The sequence below is a fragment of the Aquibacillus halophilus genome, from assembly GCF_009649745.1.
GTDB classification, from domain to species: Bacteria; Bacillota; Bacilli; order Bacillales; family Amphibacillaceae; genus Aquibacillus; species Aquibacillus halophilus.
On record NZ_WJNG01000028.1, the window covers coordinates 1 to 18,219 of the forward strand.

At 36.4% G+C, this 18,219-nt stretch carries 15 protein-coding genes and 1 tRNA gene; 3 read left to right on the forward strand and 13 right to left on the reverse strand.

Annotated features, from left to right (window positions below; translation table 11 throughout):
• Nucleotides 1-338 precede the first annotated feature (338 nt).
• The 3 genes from odhB to GH741_RS21155 all read right to left on the reverse strand — a co-directional run bounded on the left by odhB (nt 339) and on the right by GH741_RS21155 (nt 5,346).
• Nucleotides 339-1,655, reverse strand: a complete 1,317-nt coding sequence (odhB, locus tag GH741_RS21145; RefSeq protein WP_338079595.1) for a 2-oxoglutarate dehydrogenase complex dihydrolipoyllysine-residue succinyltransferase — start codon at nt 1,653-1,655, stop codon at nt 339-341.
• Nucleotides 1,642-4,503: a 2-oxoglutarate dehydrogenase E1 component gene (locus GH741_RS21150; protein WP_338079596.1), complete on the reverse strand. Its 2,862-nt coding sequence runs from the start codon at nt 4,501-4,503 to the stop codon at nt 1,642-1,644. The genes odhB and GH741_RS21150 overlap by 14 nt, the downstream gene beginning before the upstream one ends.
• Before the next feature lie 243 nt (nt 4,504-4,746).
• Nucleotides 4,747-5,346, reverse strand: coding sequence for a DedA family protein (locus tag GH741_RS21155; protein WP_338079597.1), 600 nt, complete (start codon nt 5,344-5,346; stop codon nt 4,747-4,749).
• A gap of 136 nt (nt 5,347-5,482) precedes the next feature.
• Between GH741_RS21155 and GH741_RS21160 the strand changes: the two genes are divergently transcribed.
• On the forward strand, nt 5,483-6,298 hold the full coding sequence (locus GH741_RS21160; RefSeq protein WP_153738733.1) for an undecaprenyl-diphosphate phosphatase: 816 nt from the start codon (nt 5,483-5,485) through the stop codon (nt 6,296-6,298).
• A 314-nt stretch (nt 6,299-6,612) separates the two neighbouring features.
• On the opposite strand, the gene GH741_RS21165 is transcribed toward GH741_RS21160, so the two are convergent.
• From GH741_RS21165 to GH741_RS21205, 9 genes are all read right to left on the reverse strand, one after another.
• Nucleotides 6,613-6,894 carry a hypothetical protein gene (locus GH741_RS21165; RefSeq protein ID WP_170287684.1) on the reverse strand — a complete coding sequence of 94 codons (282 nt, stop codon included), beginning with the start codon at nt 6,892-6,894 and terminating at the stop codon, nt 6,613-6,615.
• Nucleotides 6,895-7,124: 230 nt separating this feature from the next.
• Entirely contained in the window at nt 7,125-7,373 is a 249-nt protein-coding gene (locus tag GH741_RS21170; protein ID WP_153738735.1) for a hypothetical protein, read from the reverse strand.
• Nucleotides 7,374-7,484: 111 nt separating this feature from the next.
• Nucleotides 7,485-9,380, reverse strand: coding sequence for a PrkA family serine protein kinase (locus GH741_RS21175; protein ID WP_153738736.1), 1,896 nt, complete (start codon nt 9,378-9,380; stop codon nt 7,485-7,487).
• A 513-nt stretch (nt 9,381-9,893) separates the two neighbouring features.
• Nucleotides 9,894-10,373, reverse strand: coding sequence for a tRNA (cytidine(34)-2'-O)-methyltransferase (locus GH741_RS21180; RefSeq protein ID WP_338079598.1), 480 nt, complete (start codon nt 10,371-10,373; stop codon nt 9,894-9,896).
• 143 nt (nt 10,374-10,516) lie between these two features.
• Entirely contained in the window at nt 10,517-11,380 is an 864-nt protein-coding gene (locus GH741_RS21185; RefSeq protein ID WP_338079599.1) for an amidase domain-containing protein, read from the reverse strand.
• Nucleotides 11,381-11,517: 137 nt separating this feature from the next.
• Nucleotides 11,518-12,051, reverse strand: coding sequence for a methylated-DNA--[protein]-cysteine S-methyltransferase (locus GH741_RS21190; RefSeq protein ID WP_153738737.1), 534 nt, complete (start codon nt 12,049-12,051; stop codon nt 11,518-11,520).
• 79 nt (nt 12,052-12,130) lie between these two features.
• Entirely contained in the window at nt 12,131-13,270 is a 1,140-nt protein-coding gene (queG, locus tag GH741_RS21195; RefSeq protein ID WP_153738738.1) for a tRNA epoxyqueuosine(34) reductase QueG, read from the reverse strand.
• A 94-nt stretch (nt 13,271-13,364) separates the two neighbouring features.
• Entirely contained in the window at nt 13,365-15,074 is a 1,710-nt protein-coding gene (locus GH741_RS21200; RefSeq protein WP_153738739.1) for an ABC-ATPase domain-containing protein, read from the reverse strand.
• Nucleotides 15,075-15,331: 257 nt separating this feature from the next.
• Nucleotides 15,332-15,405, reverse strand: a tRNA-Gly gene (locus GH741_RS21205).
• A gap of 256 nt (nt 15,406-15,661) precedes the next feature.
• Here GH741_RS21205 and GH741_RS21210 point away from each other — a divergent pair.
• The gene (locus GH741_RS21210; protein ID WP_153738740.1) at nt 15,662-16,267 is read left to right on the forward strand and encodes a DJ-1/PfpI family protein; all 606 of its coding nucleotides are present in this window, start codon (nt 15,662-15,664) and stop codon (nt 16,265-16,267) included.
• A 189-nt stretch (nt 16,268-16,456) separates the two neighbouring features.
• On the forward strand, nt 16,457-17,893 hold the full coding sequence (gene hpaB / locus GH741_RS21215; RefSeq protein ID WP_153738741.1) for a 4-hydroxyphenylacetate 3-monooxygenase, oxygenase component: 1,437 nt from the start codon (nt 16,457-16,459) through the stop codon (nt 17,891-17,893).
• Here the strand turns inward: hpaB and GH741_RS21220 are convergent.
• Entirely contained in the window at nt 17,880-18,089 is a 210-nt protein-coding gene (locus GH741_RS21220) for a hypothetical protein (protein ID WP_153738742.1), read from the reverse strand. The two genes, hpaB and GH741_RS21220, sit on opposite strands and share 14 nt — an antisense overlap.
• Between the last annotated feature and the right edge of the window lie 130 nt (nt 18,090-18,219).

The following is an 18,219-nucleotide window of genomic DNA, read 5'->3' on the forward strand; positions in this document are numbered from 1 at the left end:
AGAAGACTATAACTCAAGGACCGGGCATCCTATTGCCTTTTTTAAAACACTTTCTAGCAGGTGGTGATAATATTTATGACATCTTTGATCAAACAAAATAAAATGGTATTTATTGGCTATATACCTTGATGACATTGGGCTGAGGCCGTGCCCATGGAAAGCGAAGTATTCTGCCGGAACGGCATATAAGCATTCAATTTTAATTACTGTCAGAGATAAAAGATACTACTTCGTAGTCTATAGATACTCTGTCTAAAACAACAATCTTTTAGAAAGCAGCCAACATAAAAAACGCTGGTATTTAGTAAAAATACTAAATACCAGCGTTATTAATTTTATTATCCTTCTAACAATAAATCATATGGATCTTCAAGTAACTGTTTGATTCGAACAAGGAATTGCACCGCATCTTTACCATCCACAATTCTGTGGTCGTATGACATAGCAATGTACATCATTGGTCGTACTTCAATTGAATCATCCGGCATAGCAATCGGTCGTTTCTGGATAGTATGCATTCCTAGAATACCCACCTGTGGAGTGTTAAGGATTGGTGTTGATAGTAATGACCCAAAAATTCCGCCATTAGTAATAGTGAATGATCCACCCTGAAGGTCGCTAAGCTGTAAGTCTTTATTTTTCGCCTTCTTACCAAGATTTGCAATTTCTGACTCGACACCGGCAAAATCTAAGCGATCTGCATCACGGACAACTGGTACAACAAGTCCATCATCAGTAGATACCGCAATACCGATATCGTAAAATTTCTTCATTACAATCTCGTTGTCTTGAATTTCAGCATTAATATACGGAAATTCTTTTAATGCTCCAACAACTGCTTTCGTGAAGAATGACATAAAGCCTAGTTTTACACCGTGCTTATCAAGAAACTTATCTTTACGTTCACTTCGAAGCTTCATTACAGCAGTCATATCAACTTCATTAAAGGTTGTAAGCATTGCTGCAGTATGTTGTGCTTCAACGAGTCGGTTTGCAATTGTCTGGCGTCGACGAGACATTTTAACACGTTCAACTGGCTTGTCAAACTCCGACTTTTCGGAAGACTTACTCTCTTTTTTCTTTTCTTTCTTAGGTGCCTCGCTTTGTTTTGATGCTCCTTCTGCATGTGCATCAACATCTTCTGGGCGAATTCGACCAAGCGGATCGCGTGATGAAATATCACTTAGATCAATTCCAAGCTCTCGCGCACGCTTACGTGCTGCTGGTGAAGCAACAACAGATTGTTTTTTATCTGAAGATTCACTTTCATTTGTTTCTTTAGGTTCTTCAGATCCTTTTGATTTCTCATCGGATTCAGCTGATTTTCCTTCTTGCTTAGCTTCATCCTTGGGCTCTTCTTTCTTTTCTTTAGTAGACTCAGAATCTGATGAACTATTGTCAGTAGAACCACCAGCTTCACCATTTTCATCTACCTTGGCAATTACATCACCAACTTCAACATCTTCTCCTGCTTCTTTTATAATTTCAGAGATAATGCCAGAGTACTCAGAGTTTACTTCTACATTTACTTTGTCTGTTTCTAATTCTAAAACGGGATCTCCTTTTTCTACTTGATCCCCTTCTTTAACAAGCCACTCGGCAATCGTGCCTTCTGTAATAGATTCTGCTAATTCTGGGACTTTAATTTCCTTCACTGGAATCTCCTCCTTTAGACAGCTCTAAGGCTTCTTGAACAATCCTATTTTGTTCTGATTTGTGTATATTTGGTTCGCCAACTGCTGGTGATGAACGTTCACATCGGCCAACATAATGAAGTTCTTTTTCCCCATTCAACAATTTAAAGAGAGGCTCTTTAACAAAGTTCCAGCTTCCCATATTTCTCGGTTCTTCTTGGACCCAAATAACCTCTTTAATATTTGGACATCCCTTTAAAACCTTCTCAATTTCACCCAATGGGAATGGGTAAATCTGTTCTAATCTTACTACATGAATAGAGTCGTAATTCTTATCTGATTGGCCCATTGCTTCTTCAATATCTACCATAACTTTACCACTACCGATTACTAACCTTTCAGCCTTCTTTGTTGTCTTTGGCAATCCAGGTTGCGGTATTAACGGACGGAATTTGCCTGAAGTAAATTCCTTTGCTTCTGAAGCTACCCGTTGATTTCTTAGTAAACTTTTCGGAGTCATAACAATTAGTGGTCGAGCAGACTCACTATCTACAAGTGCTGCTTGACGTCTTAATAAATGGAAGTATTGCGCACTAGTAGTTACATTGGCAACAATCCAGTTATTTTCCGCTGCAGATGATAAGAAACGTTCTAATCTTGCACTAGAGTGCTCTGGTCCTTGGCCTTCTTGACCATGAGGCAATAAAGCAACCATGTTAGATTTTTCGCCCCATTTCGCACGTCCAGCAGAGATGAACTGGTCAAATATTACCTGTCCGGCATTTGCGAAATCTCCAAACTGAGCTTCCCATAGTACAAGCGTTTTGGGAGCTTGCACGCTATAGCCATACTCAAAACCTAATACTGCCGCTTCAGATAATGGACTATTATGAATATCAAAGGTTGCCTTTGCTTGATCTAATCCATGCATTGGACAATATGTTTCACCAGTTTCTACATCATGAAGGACAAGATGTCTGTGTGCGAATGTTCCACGCTCAGTGTCTTGACCAGTTAATCTTATCGGAATACCATCCTGCAGAATAGAGGCATAAGCTAATGTCTCAGCAGTTGCCCAATCAGCTTTGTTACCTTCTTCTAAAGCTTCGCCACGTTTGTTAAGAATTTTCTCTAACTTTTTAAAGCCATTAAATCCGTCGGGACGTTTTAGTAAACCTTTGTTTAGAGCTTTTAGTTGATCAAGTGGAACAGCAGTTTCAATATCACTAAGACCATTTCTCAAAGCTTGTGGTACAGGCTTCGTTTCAACCTCACCAGTACTATTTTCTTTCATATTACTATAAATATCTTTAAGCTTTTTCTGAAAAGCTTCTATCATTATTTCATGCGTGTCATTCTCTATTATCCCTTGTTCCTGTAGCTTCTTAGCATATAAGAAAGTAACAGTTGGGTGATTATCAATATCTTTATATAAATGCGGCTGAGTAGCACGTGGTTCATCCATCTCATTATGTCCATAACGGCGATAACCAACTAAATCGATTAAGACGTCCTTGTGGAACTTCGTCCGATATTCATATGCAAGCATTACTGCTGATATACATGCCTCTGGATCATCCGCGTTGACATGAATAATTGGTATTTCAAAACCTTTTGCCAAATCACTTGCATACCTTGTTGATCTACCTTGCTGTTGACCTGTTGTAAATCCAACAAGATTATTTGCAATCAAATGAAGGGTTCCACCTGTATGATAACCAGGCAATGAACTCATATTTAACGTTTCTGCAACTACACCTTCTCCAATAAACGCAGCGTCTCCATGTATCATAATACTGAGTGCTTTGTCTTGGTTCTGTTTAGGTTTGCCCGCTTGGAAACGATAGTCCTGTGCAGCTCTTGTTACACCTTGAACAACAGGATTAACAAACTCAAGGTGAGACGGATTGTGTGCAAGAGAAATACGAGTTGGTGAAGGTTTTTCTTCTCCAGCTCTTCGTTCAGCACCGAAGTGATATTTTACATCACCAGTCCATCCATAAGTAATTGATCTTGAACCTGCGGAAGGCAACAACTCTTTGTCTGAAGAATGGTGAAACTCAGAAAAAACTTTATCAAATGGTTTTCCTAAAATATGAGTTAACACACTTAAACGACCACGATGAGCCATTCCCATTAAAATCTCTTCTGTTTTATCATAGAATGAATTTTGAACAATACGGTCAAGCATTGGAACCATCATTTCTAGTCCCTCAATTGAAAAACGCTTTTGTGCGACAAATGTTTTAGCAAGGAAATTTTCAAATCCTTCGACATCTGCCAATTTTTGTAATAATTGCTTTTTCTCTTCTTCACTAAAAGATACTTTGTATGAACCAGTATCAATTTTATCCTGTAGCCATCTTCGCTCTTTGTCATTGTTTACATGATCATACTCAAATGATATGGTTCCGGCATAATTCTGTTTTAGTAAATTAACAGCATCTAATGCCGTTTTGACGTCTTCTGGTGCCTCTTCCCATATCCAGGATGAAGGAATCGCTTCCAAATCACTATTAGTTAAACCATATGTTTTCGGGTCTACTAATGGCGTTTTCCTCACCTTATCTGCACCAACAGGATATATATATGCCTCTAAATGACCATAACGTCGAATAGCCTCAACAAGTTTCATCGCTGAGGTTAGCTTTTTAATATCCTTAGATGACGTTGTATGTGCTGCAGGCTTAGACTCAACTCCTGCTTGATTTATCCATTCTGGAGCCCCATGTTCTTCAAAAATTTCTTTTAAAGTTACATCTACTGCTTCTGGGTCTTCCAAATATGTTTCATATTGTTCTTCCAAATACCCCATGTTTGGACCATGAAAATTTTTCCAGAATCTTTCGCTAGATTCTTTCTGTGTCACGTTTATACCCCCATTAGAAGTTCGCTTTCTTTCTGAATCTTTTACAATTACCCATCCATTATAACATTATAGGACTGAGCTTATACTACTTCAACTAATATACTCTATTTTTTAATATGAAACAATAACATCTCTACGATAATTCGAACAGATTACAATTATTTAAAGCCATTTTCTCTATGTTGCATATAACAATTATCCACAACAGATGCTTATCCTATTTACCATAATAGTTTTCTGAAATTATTTTCGTCTAGTAAAATAAATAATTCCTAATAAAATCAAGATTCCTAATCCCAAGTAAATCAAGTTAGAATATAAACTCATTACATTTAGAATATCGTGCCAGGATTCTCCTAATCTCATTCCAATACTAATTAATATACTATTCCATATAAGTGTTCCCAGTGATGTGAAAAGTAAAAAAGTATTGAGCCTCATCTTTGACATACCCGCTGGTATAGAAATCAAACTTCTTATTAATGGAATCATCCGACCAAAGAACACTGTCCAAACACCATATCGAAGAAACCATCTATCTGCTTTTCTAACATCTTCTTTTTTTAGCCGTAAAACCCGTCCCCATTTTTCAATTATCTGTTCTAGTTTTTCTGCACTTAATTTGTTCCCTATCCAATACAAAACTAAAGCTCCAGTAATTGAGCCCATTGTTGATGTAACTATCATTCCTGTAAAGGACAGGTTTGTTTTTGTCGTCATAAATCCACTAAATGGCAGAACTATTTCTGAAGGTATCGGTGGAAACAAATTCTCAATAACCATAATAAAAAAAACACCAAAATAACCATATTTTTCAATGATAAATATAATCCATTCTTCCACTCGTTTTCTCATCCTTTCGCCAAGAAATATATTGTAGTTTAAAAATAAGGAATAGTCGATTATTTTTTTATATCAAAATAAATTAATTCGTTGTACAATCTAATTGTTATGATAAAACTTTAAGGAGAATACTACTTTGTGGGAGTTATTTGTTGCATTTATTTTAGGAATTGTTGAAGGCTTAACGGAATTTGCCCCTATTTCATCAACGGGACACATGATCATTTTTGATGATATATTATTCAAATCGAAAGAACTATTCTCTCAAGAGGTAGCGAACACGTTTAAAATTGTAATTCAACTTGGTTCAATCTTGGCAGTTGTCGTTATATTTAAAAATAGATTTATAGAACTATTAGGACTAAACAAGACCGACAAAATTCCAGCAAAACGATTATCTATTAAACAAGTTATTGTTGGTATCTTACCCGCTGGAATTTTCGGCTTTCTTTTTGAAGATTTTATCGATGAAAACTTATTTTCTATCGAAACGGTTCTTGTTGGGTTAGTTGTTGGTGCTTTATTAATGATAGCCGCTGATCTTTTCCGTCCTAAGGTTGCTAAGGTTCAAACTGTCGACCAAATAACTTATAAACAAGCATTCCTGATTGGATTGTTCCAATGTTTTGCCTTATGGCCCGGCTTCTCCAGGTCCGGTTCGACTATCTCAGGTGGAGTTTTACTTGGAATTAACCACAGGGCAGCAGCAGACTTTACATTTATTATGGCCGTTCCTATTATGGCGGGTGCCAGTGGGTTGTCCTTAATTAAAAACTGGCAGTATTTTTCGATCGACGTGCTTCCTTTCTTTACAGTTGGGTTTATTAGTGCCTTTATTTTTGCACTGATCTCCATTCGATTTTTCCTTAAGCTAATCAACCGTGTGAAGCTAATTCCATTCGCCATCTATCGGATTGTTTTAGCTATCGTTATTGCTTTAATTATTATGTAAACAAATATAAAAAATGAAATCCTTTATCGCCATGATGAAGATTTCATTCTAAATAAAACAAAGCTATTCAAATAAGCATTTCAGATTTAGAGTACAAACAATCTAAATGCATAGTAAAATGAGCGTTAAATTGCAAAGCCAATTTGATGCTCATTTTTTACTGGTATAATAAAGTTTGTTGACTTTTATTAACCCAAAATACACCCAGTCTTCTGAATCAACCATTCTACGTTGTTTTCAAAACATTTATTCAGAAGTTTTACTTTGGTAACTTATCTTCTAAAATGTTTGTTTTATTAGAAAGGGAAACCATTTCACTTTTTTCCTCTAGCATCAAAATCTTTTGTTTTTTTCAAGATTACTGTTTGAGTCGGACCTACAATTTTCGGGGCTCGTAGTTCGTATTTGATTCCATCGATAAATAGGGTAGAAATCTTATTACTATTGAGATTATCGACAACTGAAATTGTCTCAACTTTATATCCTTCGTTTTTTAAATGTGCAACAACTGCATTATGATAGTTCTGAGGTTCTTTGTACCATTTATACCAATCTTCCAATTCTAATGTAAGCAAATCCCCTTTTTTAAATAACATTTTTATTTTATCAAACAATTAAACCCCACCTTTAATTAGGTAATTAAATCCGGTAAGCTACATGTGGGTTCTTTTCATCTATCACACTTTGTTTAACCGACGTTTATTTCTTAGGTTAAATATACCTCGACACACAAAAAATGGTTACAAATCACCTATAATTTTCACCGCATTTTAGTACACATTTACGTTTACTCAGAGCTCTTTTTTTAAAATTAAACCCTTTCCCTTTAAAACAAGTAAATTAAAATTCCAACTATCGATGCAATGAAAGTAATAAGATAAATAATTCCTAAAATAGGTAGATTGGATTTTAAAGAAGATGATTCATATTTAAGTGATCGCTCCAATTGATTCTCGGAAGAGTCACCTTCTTCTTTATGCTTGGCGAGAGTTTTGCTTTCTTGTAAACCTACCAACAATGTTCCACCAATTGTGATTATGAATAAAACTATCAAAAATATAATTAAACCGCTCATTTGATTCACTCCTAAAACATTTATGGTCCAAGTTTTTCCATTATAACATTCCTCCCAGAATATCAAAAGATGGCTCACGTAACATGAGCCATCTTTTGATATTCTATATAGTTATCGATTTAATAAGCTTCCAACGTATCGTAACAATTCATTGGCTGATGAAGAATTGTAGCCGTACTCATCAACAAGAGTTGCTACCACCTCATTTATTTTCTTTAAATGTTGTTCATCTGGTGTTTTTGTAGACGTTGTTATTTTTACTACGTCCTTCAAATCAGCAAACAGTTTCTTCTGAATTGCCTCACGTAGGCGTTCATGAGATTGATAGTCAAATTTCTTTCCTTTTCTAGCGTAAGCTGAAATACGTATCAAAATCTCTTCTCTAAAGGCTTTTTTTGCATTTTCTGAAATTCCTATTTGTTCTTCAATCGAGCGCATTAGCTTTTCATCCGGATGCATCTCATCCCCAGTTAATGGATCGTGAAGTTTTGACTTGTTACAAAATGCTTCAACATTGTCCAGGTAATTGTCCATGAGTGTTTTAGCCGATTCCTCATAAGAGTAAACAAAAGCCTTCTGTACTTCTTTTTTCGCTATTTCATCGTATTCCTTACGTGCAATGGAAATGAAGTTTAAGTACTTCTCTTGATCATCCTTTGAAATCGAAGGATGGCTATCAAGTCCATCTTTTAGTGATCTCAAAACATCTAGAGCATTAATTGAAGTAATTTCTTTTTTTATAATAGTAGAGGATATTCGATTGATCACATACCTCGGATCAATCCCACTCATTCCCTCATCAGAATGTTCCCGTCTCATTTCCTTTACATCTGCATCACTAAATCCCTCAACATTCTGTCCGTCATACAAGTACATTTTTTTGAGTGGATTAATATTAGCTTGAGTGGATTCTTTTAATCGAGTCAGTACAGTAAACATGGCGGCTACTTTCAGCGTATGGGGTGCTATATGAACATCTTTAATGTCACTTTCCCCAATCATTTTTTGATAAATTCGTTCCTCTTCACTAACTTTCAAATTATAAGGGACTGGCATAACAATCATTCGAGAATGTAGCGCCTCATTTTTTTTGTTAGAAATAAATGAACGGTATTCCGATTCATTTGTATGTGCAACTATTAATTCATCTGCAGAAATAAGCGCAAATCTACCTGCTTTAAAATTACCTTCCTGTGTCAATGACAACAAATGCCAAAGAAACTTTTCATCACATTTAAGCATCTCTTGAAATTCCATCATGCCACGATTCGCCTTGTTCAACTCACCATCAAAACGATATGCCCTGGGATCTGATTCAGAGCCGAACTCAGCAATGGTAGAGAAGTCAATCGATCCTGTTAAATCAGCGATATCCTGTGATTTAGGATCCGACGGACTAAATGTTCCTATCCCTGTTCGCTTATCCTCCGAGAAGAATATTCTTTCGACTAACACGTCCTCAATTCGATCTCCATACTCTTTTTCAAGACGCATTACATTCAGTGGTGACAAATTACCCTCAATCCGTATTCCATACTGTTCTTCAAATTCTGGACGTAAATGCTGAGGAATTAAGTGTAGTGGGTCCTCATGCATCGGACAGCCTTTAATCGCATAAACTCCACCTTCATCAAGCAGTGTATATTGCTCCAGTCCTCTTTTCAGTAAGGTAACTAGTGTAGATTTTCCACCACTCACAGGACCCATCAACAATAGTATTCTTTTTTTAACATCCAATCTTTTAGCTGCAGGATGAAAATACTCATCAACTAATTTCTCCAAGGCCTCTTCTAAACCGAATAGTTCATCTCCAAAAAATTTATATGTCTTTCGACCATCAACTTCTTCTACGCCCTGATGTTTTATCATGTTGTACACTCTAGAATGAGCCGATTGAGCTAAATAGGGACGTTCTTCTAATAACTTTAAATAGTCAGCTAATGTGCCTTCCCACTTAAGTTTTTCTTGTTCTTCTCGATAGCTTTGGACTTTATTTAAAATATCCATAGGGTGACCTCCCATAAAAATGTGTAGCATAAAGCTATTAATACAATCTATGTAACAATGGAAAGGAAAATGAATGGATAGAATAACTGAATAGGAACGATTTAGATGGTTAACACGAGGAAATAGTTATATTTATGATTAAAAACGCGTTTTGAGTTTTTTTGGATCAACAACAATATTTTCTGAGCAAACATCCTTCACAACAATCAAATAATTAGTTATAATATAAGAAACTTGGTAAGGCATGCGATACGTGAAGGAATCAGGTTGTTATTCTGATAGCATAAAATAACTGTAAATTTTACATAATACTACTAACTTATATCAGTATAGGGAGGATTTTTTTATGGGAATAACATTAATAATAGGTGTTAGCATTGTATTTTTATCAGCAATATTTTCTGCTGGCTATGATACAAAACAGATACCAAAAAAATAATTTATTATAAAAGGGTTTCAAGGAATGTCATTTGACATTTTCCTTGAAACCCTTTTTCTTTATCAATGTAAGTATTAGTGTAAACCTGGAAATCCTTGTTGTTTTAGAACATCATAAATTATAATTGCCGCTGTATTAGACAGGTTTAACGACCTAACCTTATCATTGTTAGCCATGTGGATTCGTAAACACTTATCTTCTTTCCCTTCCAATAATTCCTTTGGGATTCCATTTGTTTCTCTACCAAACACAAAAAACAGATCCTTCTCAGAATCACCAAAATCATAATCGGTATAATACTTCGTACCAAAATTTTCAATATAATAGAAATCCCCCAGTGGATTTTCTACGTATAACTCATCTAAGGAATCATAATAACGAATATCTACATTATGCCAATAATCAAGTCCGGCTCTCCGAAGCATTTTATCCTCTGTCGAAAAACCAAGCGGTCGAATTAGATGAAGCACTGTGTTCGTCGCAAGGCACGTACGCGCAATATTCCCTGTATTTGCTGGAATTTCTGGTTGGAACAATACAACATGTATAGTCACTTCTTTCACCTCGAATTACATAATTAACTTGACTAGTATAGCATATATGTTTTTAACACGAATGAATTATAAATAGAATAGTTTCTATTTATATAGAAATTCCTCTATATGACGCATATATACATAATAAAAAATTAATAGCGTTAGTTTCCTATTCTAAAAAACCTATATTTACAGTCAGATGTCCATGCATATGAATCTTCATAAGACCAATACCTTTGACGACTATTATTTGTATGAGCGTTTACAAGGGGCATTCCATCGCTATCTTTATTTACTACGATTGTATTATGATCCCACTTACCATCTCCTTCAAAATCATAACAAATAACGTCTCCTGGTAGCAGTTCCTTCGGACTTTCTAATTCTTTACCCTTCAATCCTTGATTAGAGCCACTTAAATACCAACGTAACGAGTGAGCCACAGCCCAACTATAGCTATACTGCCCATTTTGATACCACCAACCAACACTTTTACTAGCTGCCCCTCGCATTGGTGCTCCACCAGCACGCAAACACTGTGAAACATAGTTTGTACAGTCATTATCAAATCTCCTATATTCAGGATTGTAATCGTTCCACCATCTTTCCGCATACTGAACAGCAGCACGTCGATCATACTCAAACCGGACGGATCTCTTATCCTCCTCACCGATTGATTCAATAACTGGCAGTGGCTCACTGTTGAAAAGATCCTCAACAGCTTCATCTTCAATCAACTTTCCTTTGTAGAATAATGCTCGATGTTTTCTTTCTTCCTCTTCATGATAAAAGGATTGGCCTTTTTTAACAAAAAATACGACACCTAATTTATAATCAACTTTCAATTCGTGTGGGCCTGCCTCATGGCTCCGATAAATTTCCCCTTTGCCGGTAATTCGCACCACACTATTCCCTCTTTGTTTATGAAGTTGCTTTTTATCAGCCACCCAATTTGGCCAATCGGGACTTCTATTGGGTTTTAGTTGATCTATCCAATACTTTTGAATTTGCATACCAATTTCCACATGTATCCACTCCTCACTTAAAACATATGAATAGATAGTTAAGGGAATGAATAAAAAATTGGCTAAACTGATTATCTGCTAATAGGAAGATATTTGGGTACAGAAAAAATTCAAAAAATAGAAAGCTCCAATTGACATTAGCTAATATCAATTGGAGCTTTCTCTAGTTGTAACAAATATTTTTTTTTGTCCATTCCACCATTATAGCCAACTAAGGATCCATTACTACCAATAACTCGATGACAAGGCACGATAATAGATAATGGATTTTTATTGATTGCACCACCAACTGCACGGATTGCTTTAGGAGCTTGAATTTTTTTCGCTATATCCTTATATGACAATATTTCTCCATAAGAAATATCCTGGTAGAGCGCCTGCCACACCTTTTGTTGGAAAGGTGTACCATTAAACCGATATTTAATGGAAAATTGTTTCCTCTCTCCATTGAAATATTCTTTTAACTGTTGTTTAATATCGTTTACTTTAATATGATCTTCTTTAAACTCCGGACATAAAAAATATCGTTGGCTCCAGGAGGCATGTAATGTTCTTAAATCTTTAACACTTCCAAAATCAATCCGACAAAGCCCTTCATCTGTCATTAAAAGTGTGATTGGGCCTATTGGAGTTTCCATCTCATCATAAAACAGGAGGGAACGCTTCCCCATAGACATCCCTTCTTCCCTTTTCTCTAATTGTACAAGAGTACCTACACAAGAAGAAGTACTTTTGGAAAATTTTCTCAAATTAGTTGGAAACGTATTGAAAATTCAAGCCTTTTTCCATTTCAATAATTACTTCTTCATCCAACTCTATCTCCCTTGCAACTTTAATTGCATCAAAAGCTTCTCTAGTACCAATCTTTCCAAGAGCCCAGGCAGCAGTTCCTCTTATTACAGGTCGGGGATCTTTTTGCATAACTCGTATTAAATCCGCAACAGCTGATATCTCTTTATAGTGCGCTAAAGCAATGATTGCATTTCTTTGAATCGGCTTTTTTCCACGCCAAGAACCGGCCATATCACCAAACTTTTCTTTAAACTCCCGGTTAGACATAGACAATAGCGGGATCAATTTCGGTTTAACTAATTCTGGATCCGGTTCGAGTTCAGCGTGCAGATGAAAATCAACATGCTTATTTTTGGGACAAACAACCTGGCAAGTGTCGAATCCATAAAGTTGATTGCCAATAATACCACGATATTCATCATCAAGAAAGCCTTTCGTTTGAGTTAGAAAGGCAATACATTTTTGAGCATTTAGTCTTCCACCTTCTACTAATGCACCTGTGGGACAATTATCAATACACTTTGTACACTCTCCACAACCGTCATCAACTGGCTGATCAGATGGGAAAGGAATGTTGGTAATCATTTCACCAAGATAAACATATGACCCAAACTCAGGTGTAATAATCGCGCAGTTTTTTCCACTGAAACCAATACCAGCCCGTTCTGCAACAGCCCGGTCGGATAGCTCACCTGTATCAACCATAGGTTTATAGTCAAATCCTTCGACTTTTTCTTTAATAAAGGTCCCTAAGAGTTCTAATTTTTCTCGCAGAACATGGTGGTAGTCCTTTCCCCAAGAAGCTCTACAAAAAAGGCCACGGCGATCTCCTTTAACACTTTTAGGTGCATTTTTAAGCCTAGATGGGTATGCAATTGCAATTGCAATAATTGATTGTGCCTCTGACATTAATCTTGCAGGCTCTGTCCGCTCAGCGATACTACCCTTTTCAAAACCAGATTTGAATCCAGAATCCTCCTGAAGCTTCAGCTTTGATTTAAGTTCTGCAAATTCATTAGCTGGGGCAAAACCTATCTTATCGACGCCAATACTTTTACTGTACTCTATGATTTCTTGTTTCAACGTTTCATATGCCATCCCATTCCCCTCCTTTCTGTTTAAGTGTTTATTGTTTGTTTTAGTATTTTGAAGGTTAGGAGAATTAACCAACCCAGCCTAACATCAATTAATTCTACGACATATCTTTTACTTTTGCGGTTCGCAACCGGTTTAATGTCGCAGCGAGTTCAAATCGCCGCGGTCTTGCTATATCCCCTGGATGTTGGTTTGGAAAAGGAGCAAAAGACTTTATACCTTTCTCGTCAAATTGAGTTTCAATTGCATCCATCAATTGGGATAAAGTGTAATCTTTGCGTAACCACTTTTCTTCATCTATATATCTTATAATATCAGCAATCATCCTTGTTTGAGAGCTATCTACTAGCTGCTCCACATAATGTAAGGAGATATCAGTTTTACCCATAACAATTGTTGTTCTACTCTTTGACTGAACTTTGGTTTTATTCCCACGTTTTGTTTGAATACTTTCTGGTAGGAATTGACGGTTTGGCAACATACCAAACTTTTCATTACTTTCTATAGTAGTAGCTCTTGGGTGTTTACCGGCAATTTCCTTTGCCTTTACTGTTACATTAAAAGGTTGGTATTGATCCATCATAATTACTTGATCAGCAGTATCAAAGTAATCACCAGAACCACCCATAACTAAAATAGTTGATACATCTAATTCATTTTTCATTTGCTTTATTTTATCAATAAAAGGTGTGATTGGTTCTTTTTCTTTAGCAACCAATTCCTGCATTCGCTGGTCACGAATCATGAAGTTAGTCGCACTGGTATCCTCATCTATCAAAATTGTCTTTGCTCCTACCTCAAGAGCTTCAACAACATTAGCAGCTTGGGATGTGCTTCCACTAGCATTTTCAGTTGTGAATCGTTTTGTATTCTGCTTGTGTGGTAAATCATTAATAAAAGAGGATATGTTAACTGTTGTAACCTGTCTGCCATCCTCAGCGCGTACCTTGACTGCGTTTGGATCAGTTAAAACAAATTCTCTACCATCACCTCTTATATGATGATACACCCCTCGCTCAATGGCATTCAACAGGGTACTTTTTCCATGATAACCACCACCAACGATTAGAACAATCCCTTTTTTAAGAGCCATACCTGTTACAGGCTCCTGTTGATGGGGAATATCTATCGACACAAGATTGTCTTTTGTACTTTTAAAAGGGACTGAGTCTTTTAATGGTTTATTACTAACTCCACTTTGTCTTGGTAGAATAGATCCCTCAGCGATAAAGGAAATCCAATTATTTTCCTTCATTTGCTCCCGAATCGCTTGATGCTGATCAGCTAGTTGCGTTGCAGCTTCTATCTCATCATCTGTAATAGTGAAAATCGAATTACCTAGTATCGTTGGAATTGCTTTGAAAAATAATTTTTCAGCTTCTTTTCCATTGATACGACGACCATTGGCCGGTAATCCGATAGATAAACAAATCGTGACATGATTAGGATCAAGCGAAACAGCGCTTCGTTCAATAATCTCCTGACCTGGCGCGTCAACTGCAATCATTCCACTTTTACCTGTTCCTTTACCATGGATTGTATTGTTGTTAATCGCATGTGCAACAGACCGTGCAATGATATCTTCTGCATATGTTCGACGATAGTAGTTATCCTTCCAGTGCTCTTTTACTTTCCGATAGGCATTCGGAATAATTACTCTTATTTTTGAAGGAGCAGCAAAAGGATCTCCTTGAACATAATCAATCATGATTTCGTAACGATGAAAAGAATATCTACCTTGTATAGTCTTATATGCTTTATAGCTTTTTCCATCTATTTGTTGAAGTGAACTTTGTAATTCTTTCATTTTTTTACCACCTTTTTAAGATCTAAATTAAAGATCCGATAAAACATTTTCTATAAGTTAGACTTTTTTACGTCTCCCCCAATAGAATACAACCTGATAAGACATAGTTTCAAGCGATGGCTTCACTAATAAAGAAAAAAACAAGTAGAAAATTGGTGAATGGGGTAAAGAGGATTAGACTTTCGAAGTCAAAAGGACATAAATAAACGCAATGTTTCGTTGCCAATCAACGAAACACTGCGTTTCTCACATAAGTATGGAGCGGGTGAAGGGAATCGAACCCTCGACATCAGCTTGGAAGGCTGAGGTTTTACCACTAAACTACACCCGCATTTATAATGTACTTCTTTTTTTGTTTAAAAGAAGTGATGTTTAATATTATAACAACCGTTTATAATCTATGCAACAAAATTTTATCTTTTTTTGTCGAAAACTTTTTCTTTACAAATATAGCCTCACCACTTCCTATACATTTTTCCCCAAAATAGAGATAACTTTTGTTTTTTAAATCAATATACTGAAAACGGTTTCATAAATTCGTAAATACCATTATGATAGGAGTAGATTACTATTAGGGAGTGGAAACGATGGACAAACAATGGGTCGTGGGTATATTGCTATTTGACGAGGTAGAAGTATTAGATTTTGCTGGTCCTTTCGAAGTATTTTCTATAACCGACGATTTAGACACGTTTAAAAAACCATTTATTGTAAAAACAGTATCTGAAACAGGTAAAATGATCACTGCTCGTAATGGACTAATCGTCCAACCAAACTTTAGCTTTGCAACGATGCCAGCCTTTGATATCGTAATTATCCCTGGTGGATACGGAGCAGAACATATTCAAATCAACAATGACAGAGTCATTAGTTGGATAAAAGAACAAAAACAGAAAGTAACGTTACTTACATCGATTTGTACTGGAGCCCTACTCTTAGCAAAAGCAGGAGTACTTGATGGTAAAAAAGCAACGACCCATTGGATGGACGTAGATCGACTTGAAGATGAATTTCCACACATAATAGTTGAAAGAAATGTTAAATTTGTGGATACGGGAGACATCATAACCTCAGCAGGAATTTCTGCTGGTATCGATATGTCGTTTCATATTATTAAAAATTTACTCAATCCTGAAACAGCCCAGACTACTGCTAAGCGAATGGAGTATAACTGGGAGCCAATAGAGAAGTAGTTGTAAATTTTTGCCTGCTTTAATGGTTTCTAATAAAATAAATCTAACTAATTCTAGCTTTTATTTCCTCGATCTTATTCATTTTCATCTCACTACAATTGATTTTCAGGAACTAATCTCCCATTTTAGTAACAACGCAGTATTAACCAAAATAATATAGGACTATACCTTATATTTAGGGGGGATAAAATGCCAGCAATTACTGGAAATGAATATATAAATCGAATTAATAAGCTTAACTCGAATATTTGGGTAGACGGTGTAAAAGTGAAAGGAAATATTTCCGAACACCCTGCTTTTAAGGGGGTTATAAAGAGCCAAGCTAAATTATATGATATGCAACATGACGACCAAACTAAAAAGATAATGACCTATAAATCGCCTACTTCTGGGCATCAAGTGGGGACATCCTACATGCCCCCAAAAACAAAAGATGATTTAGTCAAAAGAAGACAAATGATTCAATACTGGGCGAAAGCACATGGTGGAATGATGGGAAGAAGTCCAGATTATATGAACACCGTATTAATGTCACTTGCAGCTTCGGTGGGTTTTCTACGCGATAAGGATAACTGCTTTCCTGATAACCTAATCAAGTTTTATGAAGAAGCGAGAGAAAATGACTTATCTTTTAGTCATACATTTATTAATCCACAGGTAAACCGATCACAACTATATTTTGAGGAATCTGAAGAACCAATTGCAGCAAAAGTTATGCATGAAACGAAGGACGGGTTGATTGTTAAAGGAGCACGTCTTTTAGCAACACAAGGAGGAATGACAGATGAAATTTTAGTCTTTTCCCCTGGTGGAATAACTGATCAATCCAATGCATTTGCCTTTTCAATTCCAAGTAACACAGAGGGTCTAAAGTTTATTTGCCGTGAATCATTCGTCAATGGAGAATCCTCATTTAACTATCCTCTAAGCTCTCGATTTGAAGAGATAGATTCAATTGTCGTATTCGATAATGTACTAGTCCCTTGGGAACGTGTATTTTTCCATAAAAATCTAAAGGTGGCTAACTCCTTTAAGAATTCAAGTGCTTTTATGCCATTCACATTACACCAAGTTCTTTCAAGGCAAATAGTAAAATCTGAGTTTGTATTGGGAGTTGCCCAATCCATTGTACAAACGATTAACAGTGGGGAATACCAGCATGTTCAAGAAAAATTATCTGAGATTATCATCTCACTAGAAACACTAAAGGCATTATTATCAAAAGCAGAGGAAGAGGCTCAAATAGATGAATTCGGTTTAATGCGCCCCAACCCCACACCCTTATTTGTAGCTATAAACACTTTTCCGAAAATATATCCAAGAATGATAGAAATAATACAGCAATTAGGTACTAGTGGGTTATTATCTATTCCTACTGATCAGGCATTTCAATCAGAAATCAGTAATGATTTGGAGCGATACTTACAAAGTGCAACTTTAAACGCGAAAGACCGTGTAAAGCTGTTTCGATTGGCATGGGACTTAACTATGAGTGGATTTGGTACTCGTCAAACACAGTATGAACGTTACTTCTTTGGTGACCCGGTACGTCTTTCTAGTGAATTATACTTTGGCTACAACAAGAAGGATTGTGTAGATTGGGTGCATGAGTTTATAAAAAATTAAAATTAAGGCTGTTTTCTAAAAGATTATTGTTGACACAAAAGCTATAGACACCGACGTAACTAATATGTTGATTTGCGCTCCGGGCAGTTGCTTTCCGCGGGCAACGCTTCAACTTCCTCGGAAGAAAACCGCTTCCTCCGGGATTTTCAGCCGTCGCTTTTCCCGCAGGACAAGGAAGGCTTCGGCAGCATTGCATCGCACGAAACGTCCACGGCTACGCTTCTCGTAGCCACCAACTATCACGAAAATGGATTCCTAATCAAATCAGAGGTATCACATAGGAATCAAACGTCAATATTTCTAGTAACAATACAACCAGGCTGAAA